General features: G+C 33.3%; 5 protein-coding genes and 1 pseudogene. All 6 read right to left on the bottom strand.

The genetic code is table 11. The annotated features are described in order from the left end of the window. Positions 1–60: 60 nt before the first annotated feature. Positions 61–480 (bottom strand): ferritin-like domain-containing protein, encoded by a 420-nt coding sequence (locus ACTCDL_RS11620; RefSeq protein ID WP_463176687.1) that lies wholly within the window; start codon positions 478–480, stop codon positions 61–63. 128 nt (positions 481–608) lie between these two features. Further along, entirely contained in the window at positions 609–1,844 is a 1,236-nt protein-coding gene (locus tag ACTCDL_RS11615) for a patatin-like phospholipase family protein (RefSeq protein WP_463176686.1), read from the bottom strand. Positions 1,845–2,264: 420 nt separating this feature from the next. Beyond that, positions 2,265–2,447 (bottom strand): annotated as a pseudogene (locus tag ACTCDL_RS11610) (phosphoribosylformylglycinamidine synthase subunit PurQ); the annotation flags it as partial. Positions 2,448–2,773: 326 nt separating this feature from the next. Continuing rightward, a complete protein-coding gene (locus ACTCDL_RS11605; RefSeq protein ID WP_463176685.1) occupies positions 2,774–4,483 on the bottom strand; it encodes a BamA/OMP85 family outer membrane protein in 1,710 nt (569 codons plus the stop codon). A 118-nt stretch (positions 4,484–4,601) separates the two neighbouring features. Continuing rightward, complete coding sequence (locus ACTCDL_RS11600) at positions 4,602–4,940, bottom strand: hypothetical protein (RefSeq protein ID WP_463176683.1); 339 nt, start codon at positions 4,938–4,940, stop codon at positions 4,602–4,604. A 262-nt stretch (positions 4,941–5,202) separates the two neighbouring features. Continuing rightward, positions 5,203–8,979: a phosphoribosylformylglycinamidine synthase gene (locus ACTCDL_RS11595; protein ID WP_463176682.1), complete on the bottom strand. Its 3,777-nt coding sequence runs from the start codon at positions 8,977–8,979 to the stop codon at positions 5,203–5,205. Positions 8,980–9,329: the final 350 nt, after the last annotated feature.

Raw genomic sequence — 9,329 nt, 5'->3', positions numbered from 1 at the left:
AGATGTGTATAAGAGACAGCTTTGTTATTTGTTTTAATTACTATTTAATTTTTGAAATTATTAAGCAAAATATCTATCTAATATACCCTTTAACATAGCAGCATGTCTAGCCTCATCTTTGGCAGACTCATTGAAGACATCATTAGCTGCATCTAGATTTTCTTCTTTTGCAGTTACAGCAGCCTTATTTTTCATTTTATTAGCACCTTGTTCACCTTGTAGCATCTTCTCAATGTTCTCCTTAGTAGAAGCAGAAATCTTACCATTTAATTCAGCAAATCTAGCTGCATGCTCAGCTTCTTCTATAGCAATTCTTTTTAATACTTCTGCTACTTCAGGATAACCTTCTCTTTGTGCTTGACGAGCCATAGCTAAATATAATCCTGTCTCTTGTGTCTCTCCTTTAAATTGTCCATCTACAACCTTTTCTAACTCTGTTCCTTTAGTTACTCCCAACTTATTTTCAACAACAAAATCCATAATTAAATTCCCCCTTATATGTACTCAACCTTTAATTAGTATTAGTAATTATTACTGATAATAGTATATTATCTTTACGGTGATTTGTCAAGAGATTAAGATAAATTAACAATGATTATTATTATCACCTATAGGGTGTAGCAAGCATCAGACAAGAGATGATACTCTAATAATCTAATCTTATCTTGGCGATGCTTAATAAAAGAGAAGATACCTTTTAGTTTAATTGAACTTATTTTATCGTTATTTAGTATATCCAAGAGTTCTTTGGGATTATTCTTAAAATTAACTATTATCACTTTATCATTAGCTTTTATTTGATTATAACTATACTCTACATTATTTTTATCATGATTAATAATCGTAAACCTTTTATTTAATTTCTGAGCTACAAAATAAGAAAATAGATAATCATCACTATCAAAAGAGAGTATAGTATCAAAGGACTTAATATCTATTCTCTCTTTTAGAAAGTCTACCATTTCATCAGCAAACTCTTTTAACTCTATAATAGTACCTTTGATATTATCTATATCTTCTACCCCCTTAAAAAAAGCTAGACCTTTTCTTAAACGCCGGTCTTTAAAATACTCTAACTTCTTCTTAACATTAGTATAACCAGAGTTATATAACCAGTCTTTCTCCTCTTCATCTATAGAGAAATCTGTAGCTCTAATCTTACCTGTAGGGATAGCTATAATATGGGATTTAGATAATTCTATCTGTCTTTGCTCATTTACTATAATAATCATCTCCATTATTGAAGATAAATAATCAATAAAGTTGTTTATCTTTTTTGCTCTATTTCCTACCTCTTCTACTAACATAAAGCCTAAACAAGGTAATCGAGAATGATTAAAGACCTTTAAAGGTAAATTATTCATAACACCACCATCAACATAAAGATTACCTTGATAACTATAGGGTACATACAAAACTGGAATACTCATTGACATTCTGACCGCTTCTGCAACTGATACATTAGGTGTATACCTTTTAGAAAAAACCTTCGACCTCTTATAATTGACATCAGAAGCTATAATATGAACATCTGTAGTAAAATCTTTAAAAGTTCTAATTCCTCTACAAGCTAATTTAGACCTAATCCACTTCAAAACACTATTACCTTGGTAGATACCATAACTTCTAGCTAATCTAATTAAAGAGAAATCATCTTTAAATTCATTAAAATCATGGTGATACATAATCCTCTTAAGTTCTTTACAACTATACCCTGCACCATAAAGTGCTGCTATAATCGCCCCTGCTGAACTACCAGCAATCCCTACAATCTCGATATCTTCTTCCTCTAATGCCTTAATTCCACCTAAATGGGCTATTCCTTTAATTCCCCCTCCACTCAATGAAAGATTAATCCTTAGTTTATTTATCTTTTACACCTCCCAGATAAACCGATTACCTTATAATCAATATATAGCTAGAAATCCTCTTTTGTTATATGTATTTATTGGAAAATATTCACTTATAGGTATGTGAATTCAAAATGAAACTTAATCGGTATATTGCGACACTTTTGAAATTAGCATGAGTGGGGGTGTGAGTGTGAGCAAACCCCAATAAAAAGAAGTTTTACACACACTCATAGCTCACACTCGACACAAAGTATCGCATTATCTATAGCGTCATAGTTAAATTTTATTCTAGATTCACCAACCTATATTACGATGATTGACATTCCCCATAAGAAAGGGGCTGTCTCAGAATAGTTTTTAAAAACTATTCTGAGACAGCCCCTTTTAAATAAAAATCTATTCAACTAGTAACTAGTTAATAAAATACTCTACTCCTGCTTTGAACAACATCTGGTCTTTCTTCCCGATAATATTCTTAGCCACATTGCTTCCAATCCATTCTGAATGCCCCATCTTACCTAAGACACGACCATCAGGGCTTGTAATTTCTTCAATAGCATAGACTGAACCATTAGGATTAAAGGCTATATCATAGATAAATTAAATTGAGTCTATATTATTTTTAATTCTGATAATCCCTATAACCATAGCAAATAACACCAAAATATTACCTTTATCAATACTACTATGTTTAAAAAAAGAATACAATAAATTTTGATTTTATCACTTAAAGTAGTTAATTTATCTGCTGTAGGAGAAAAAAATATAATTATTTTCTAAAATTTCTGGAGCCTCATTAATAATTAATTTTAGATAAACACCACCTGCTAATATTTTATATTATTATTTAAAATTTAATTTCGAATCCTCTTAATTGAATCTATATAGATTCAATTAAAGTTCTTCCTGCTCATTTATAGCTAGAATATAGTACCTAGTCTAAAGCTAAAGCTACTATTATCACCATCATCCCCTTCTGGAGCATAACCATAATCTAATCCTAATTGACCAATTGGAGTATTAAATCTAATTCCAACTCCAACCGAATAATTTAGATTATTTAGGCTAAATTTATTCTCTTCAAAGGTTCTTCCAGCATCAGCAAAAAGTACTCCAGTTACACTATTTACAATACCAATCCTATATTCTAAATTAGTTAAGAATAAGGAATCACCTTCAAAACCTTCCTGATCTTTATAATGATCATAAGAATAACCTCGAACCCCATCTAATAAGGTCTCTCTTAAATAAAATTCTCTGGTATCAGGTAAAGCTCCATTACTTCCTCCTACTTTTAGGCGGAAGGCCCAATTATTATTCTTTCCAGAGGGAATGTATCTACGAAGATCGGCATAGTATTTGCTAAAGTCTGCATCTCCTCCTAGTATACCTCCTGCTCTTTCAAAAGAAATCTCTTGGCGGGATCCATCTTTAGGGTTTAAAAAATTATCTCTAGTATCACGGATTGTCTTGAAGGTTAAACTCCGAATATTTTCATCTACATCCTTATATTCCTTTGGATTTGTTCCTTCAATCTCTTCTTTGTATTTACTATCTTCATAATTATATTTCAAGTATGCTTTGGTATTTAAAGCAATACTTCTTCCTAGTATGATACTACCACCCTTTTCTTTAACATCATTATCATTTTTATCTTCTCTGACTGTATTATATAAATTAAAGTTAAGGCTATTTTTTGTTCCAAATACCCAAGGTTGATAGAATCCCACTTCATAGGTATTTTTCTTACCACCAAATTCCCAATTTAACTTAACATTCTGTCCGCGACCAAATAGGTTCTTCTTGTCTAACTCAATCACACCTGTCATTCCAGATGCTGAACCATATCCACCACCGATGGTAAAAGTATTAGTCTTTCCTTCCTTAAGGTTGATTATTAAATCAACAGCTTGCCGATCTCCTTCAACTGCTTTATAGTCAGGTTTTACCTCCTCAAAGAAACCTAGATTATAAATATTTCTTAAATCCTTCCAAACTTGATCAATATTAAAGACTTGTCCCTCTTTTATAGAGAGCTCTCTTCTAATAATATAATCTTTAGTTTGACCATCAGTATTAATAACTATATTATTAAGTCTACCTTCATTTATAGTGATATATAATTGATCCTTTTTTTTAATTGTTAAATCTACAACTTTAGCTAAAATATATCCTTCTTCTCGATAGTACTTTTCAATTTCTTTCTTAGCCTTTTCTAATTCCTTTAAATTTAGCAGTTGACCTGCTCTAATCCCAATGACCTCTTTTAACTTCTCACTAGAAATCTTAGTATTTCCATCAATCTTTATCTGAGATAACTTGGGATTCTCAATTACCTCAAAAATTAACATAACTCCACCTTCATAATTCTTAAAAGAAACCTGTATATCAAAGAAATATCCCAAATCAAAGACAGCCTTCATATCTTCTTGTAATTGTTGATTTGATATCTCATCGCCAACCTTTGTAGTTACCTTCTTTAAAATCTCTTCATCCTTAATCTCCTTATTACCTACTACTTTAATGGCAGTAATAACATTCTTATTATCTATAGTTTCTGCCATCAATAAACCACTGTTTAATATTATCATGATTAAAGATAAGATTATTACTCCTATCTTTCTATACATAAGACAACTCTCCCCTTGCTTTAATTTCATCACAAATAATCCATAAAATTAGCTAGTTAATTTCTTCAATTTTTTGTGTCCAAGATATTGACATAGGTCCAGGAGTCGCTATACATCTTCAATTTTCAAAAAGATAACAATAATGTTCATCTGCTTTCAAAATAACTTCATCCTTTAATTTTATAGCCAATGAGATAGCATTAGTACCACAACTTTCTTCTGTAAAATACGCTCCTATGTGATTAGCTAATATTTTATTACTTGTATTGTCAAACCCCGCTATTAATATTCCGTAAGAATCAATTAATAGAAAAACACTCTCACTTAATAAATATTTTTTAGCTAAAATACTTGCTTGTTTATTAAAGGTCTCTATCAATTTGTTATTCTTTCTTTTCCTTTCATCCAATTCATAACATCTAAACCATGATTCTTTTAATAATTGTTCTTTATCCATTTCTATTTTGTCACCTCCAATCAATTTACTATTTAATACATTAAAATAAATATTTTACTTGTGAATTATATTTATACAAAAAAAAGATTTTTCCTTCCTTTTTTATCCTTAAAGAACAAAAAACGACTATGATAGATAAATCTATCATAGTCGTTTTTCAATAAATTATTTATTAAATTATTCACTATCAACTTATTAAGAAATCTCTCTTTTTCATATATTACTCCTATCTATTCTAAATAGCCAAGCCAATCGCTAACAGCTACTTCCTAAAATACTCTACTCCCGCCTTAAACAACATCTGGTCTTTCTTACCAATTATATTCTTAGCTACATTAGTTCCAATACGTTCTGAGTGTCCCATCTTACCTAAGACACGACCATCAGGGCTTGTAATTCCTTCAATAGCATAGACTGAACCATTAGGATTAAAGGCTATATTAGAGCTTGGAGTTCCAGCTAAATCTACATATTGGGTCGCCACCTGTCCATTAGCAAATAACTCTTTTGCCATCTCTTCACTAGCTACAAAGCGACCTTCTCCATGAGAAACAGGAATTGAATGAACATCGCCTACCTCTACATTGGCTAGCCATGGTGATTTATTTGAAACTATCTTTGTATTTGCTACACAAGACACATGGCGTCCGATTGTATTATAGGTTAATGTTGGTGCTTCTTCTGTTAACTCTCGTATCTCTCCATAAGGTACTAAACCTAATTTGATTAAAGCTTGGAAACCATTACAGATACCTAACATTAATCCATCTCGCTTATTTAATAGGTCCATTACCGCTTCCTTAATCTGAGGATTTCTAAAGACAGTTGCGATAAATTTACCTGAACCTTCTGGCTCATCTCCTGCACTAAACCCTCCTGCTAGCATTACTATCTGAGAACTATTGATTGACTCTGCCATAGACTCAATTGACTCTTCTATCTGTTCAGGTTTTAAGTTCTTAAATACTAGAGTCTCTACCTCTGCTCCAGCTTGCTCAAACTGTTTTGCTGTATCATATTCACAGTTTGTTCCAGGGAAGACTGGAATTAATACTTTAGGCTTAGCTACTTTAATCTTTGGTGCACAAACCTCTTCTGCTTGATATGCTTTGAACTCATACTCTTTTGACTCTTCTTCGGTCTTAGTTCGATATACCTTTTCTAAAGGAGCTTCCCAAGCAGTTATTGCTTCACCAATAGCTAGTTCAATATTATTTACTTTGATAGCCTCTTCAGCAGTTGTTCTACCTAATACTTTATACTCTACTTCTCCAAACAACTCTGCTAACTCTGTTCCTGCTTTTACTTCTAAAACAAGTGTCCCATATTCTGGAGCAAATAATTTATCTTCTGCTATTTCACCTTCAAAAGTAATACCTATCTTATTACCAAAACTCATCTTAGTTACTGCTTCAGCGATACCACCTAAAGTAATTGCTTGAGCTGCCAAGACTTTACCTGATTTAATTAATTCAGTTACTTTATTGTAAGCTGTTGTTAATTTATCGAAGTTAGGCATATCAGCTTCATCTTTCTCTACAGGGATATAAACTATCTGACTACCAGCCTCTTTAAATTCTGGTGAAATAACATCATTTACATCTACTGTATCTACTGCAAAGGATACTAAGGTAGGTGGTACATCAATCTCATTAAAGGTTCCTGACATACTATCCTTACCACCAATTGCCGGCAAGCCAAATCTCTTCTGTGCATAATAAGCTCCTAATAAAGCACTGAAAGGTTTACCCCATTTAGAATAGTCATCATTCAATCTTTCAAAGTACTCTTGGAAGGTAAATCTAATCTTCTCATAGCTTCCACCAGTAGCTACTACCTTGGCTACCGATTCAATTACTGCATATAAGGCTCCATGGAAAGGACTCCAAGTCGATAGCTTTGAATTGTAACCGTGGCTCATAATAGTACCTGTACTTGTATCTCCTTTTAACATAGGAATCTTAGCTACCATGCTTTGAGTAGGTGTTAATTGATACTTTCCTCCAAAGGGCATTAAGACAGTTCCTGCTCCAATTGAGCTATCAAATTTCTCTATTAATCCCTTTTGGCTACAGACATTAATATCTGAGATATTCTCTAGCCATTTTGCTTTTAAATCACTATCTGTTGCTAATCTAGTTTTTGTTGCTGTTTCGAAGTAGCTCTCTTCTTGAGGTTGCTTAACTATTACCTTAGTTTGCTGAGTTGCACCATTAGTATCTAAAAAGTCTCTGCTGATATTGACTATATCCTTACCTTGCCAGTTCATGATTAATCTTCTATGACCTTTGACCACTGCTACAACTGTTGCTTCTAAGTTCTCTGTCTCTGATAACTCGATAAATTCCTCTACATTCTCTTCATCTATTACTACAGCCATCCGTTCTTGAGATTCAGAGATAGCTAATTCCGTTCCATCTAATCCAGCATACTTCTTTGGTACAGCATCTAGATTAATCTCTAAAGCATCTGCTAGTTCACCAATGGCTACAGATACTCCCCCAGCTCCAAAATCATTACAGACCTTGATCATCTTACTTACCTTAGGATTTCTAAATAATCTCTGAATCTTTCGCTCTGTAGGAGGATTACCCTTCTGTACTTCTGCTCCGCACTCTTCAATTGATTCTTCTGTATGGGCTTTTGATGAACCTGTAGCACCACCACAACCATCACGACCAGTCTGTCCACCTAACAAGATAATGATATCTCCTGGCTCAGCACTTCCTCTAACTACATTCTCTTTAGGCGCTGCTGCCACTACTGCACCTATCTCCATATGCTTAGCTAGATATCTTTCATCATAAATCTCCTGTACCATTCCTGTCGCTAATCCGATCTGGTTTCCATAAGAACTATAGCCATGAGAAGCCTCTTGTGCTATCTTCTTTTGGGGTAACTTCCCTGGAATTGTCTCCTCAATTGGAGTTCTTGGATCTCCACCTCCTGTGATTCTCATCGCTTGATAGACATAAGAACGACCTGATAATGGGTCACGGATTGCTCCACCTAAGCAGGTTGCTGCTCCACCAAAAGGCTCAATCTCTGTAGGATGGTTATGGGTTTCATTCTTAAACATTACTAACCATTCCTCTTCTTCTCCATCTACATCTACTGGTACAACTATACTAGCTGCATTGACTTCATCAGAAATCTCTAAGTCTTCTAATTTACCGTCTTTTCTTAACTCTTTCATCCCCATCAAAGCTATATCCATTAAACAGATATCCTTCTCTCTACCTTCATAGACTACTTCTCTTCCTGCTAAATACTCTGCATAAGCTTCAGCAATTGGTTTAGTATACTTACCCTCTTCTATCTCTACATCCTCTATCTTGGTTAAGAAGGTTGTATGGCGACAATGATCTGACCAGTAAGTATCTAATAATCTGATCTCTGTAATTGTAGGATTTCTCTTTTCTGTATCTTTAAAGTAGTTCTGAGTATGGAGTAAATCCTCTTTACTCATAGCTAGCCCTAATTCTGCTAATAAGTTCTCTATACCTGCTTTGTCAGCTTCAATAAATCCATCAATTGTTTCTACCTCTGTTGGTACTTCATACTTCATCTCCAAAGTCTCTGGCTTTGCCAAATCTGCTTCTCTAGAATCAACAGGATTGATATAATACTCTTTAATCTTTTCTACCTCTTCTGCTGTTAACTCTCCCTTTAAAACAATCACTCTAGCAGCTCTTACTATCGGCTTTTCATCATTATTTAAGATCTGTATGCACTGCTCTGCTGAATCTGCTCGCTGGTCATATTGTCCTGGTAAATATTCTACTCCAAAAGCAGTTTCTGATTCAGCTAACTCTAATTCTTCTTCAACCAACTTATCCACTGTTGGCTCTGATAAAATTGTAGTACAAGCCTGCTGATAGGCTTCTTCAGATATCTTAGCAATATCGTACCTATTAATAACTCTGACATCCTCTAAATTATCTAACTGTAAACTCTCCTTAAAGTCGGCTAATAATTGCTTAGCCTCTACATTATAACCTTCTTTCTTCTCTACATAGACTCTTCTGATTTGCGACATAGTGGAGCCTCCCTTGTATAGTATAAGTGCCAGTGTGAGGAATGAGTGTGAGTAAAACAAAAATTCTAATAATTTTAACTTTATCCTAAGCACACACTCACTCGCACTAACACTTTATATTTTTTAACTTTCTATTTAAAGTATAATATGATATCATTAAGTAGTAAAATTAATAATTCTAATATTATTAATTAGTATTGGTTATATATAAAGATTAATTATAAATTTTATTTTTGAAAAATCAAAGGTCAAAATCATACGCGTTAACTTAAGCCGAATTTTGACAATTAGTCAATGGAATAGTATATTCCATCAATCTGTCTAAAGTTGTTTTTCGCTTACGTTTCTCA

It is taken from the genome of Orenia sp., assembly GCF_055140805.1.
This window is presented reverse-complemented; position numbering and strand designations above follow the sequence as displayed.

What these genes read in the sequence shown, in the direction of transcription:
- ACTCDL_RS11595 (WP_463176682.1), bottom strand. Translation starts at nt 8,979, where the DNA reads ATGTCGCAAATCAGAAGAGTCTATGTAGAGAAGAAAGAAGGTTATAAT.
- ACTCDL_RS11605 (WP_463176685.1), bottom strand. Translation starts at nt 4,483, where the DNA reads ATGTATAGAAAGATAGGAGTAATAATCTTATCTTTAATCATGATAATA.
- ACTCDL_RS11600 (WP_463176683.1), bottom strand. Translation starts at nt 4,940, where the DNA reads ATGGATAAAGAACAATTATTAAAAGAATCATGGTTTAGATGTTATGAA.
- ACTCDL_RS11620 (WP_463176687.1), bottom strand. Translation starts at nt 480, where the DNA reads ATGGATTTTGTTGTTGAAAATAAGTTGGGAGTAACTAAAGGAACAGAG.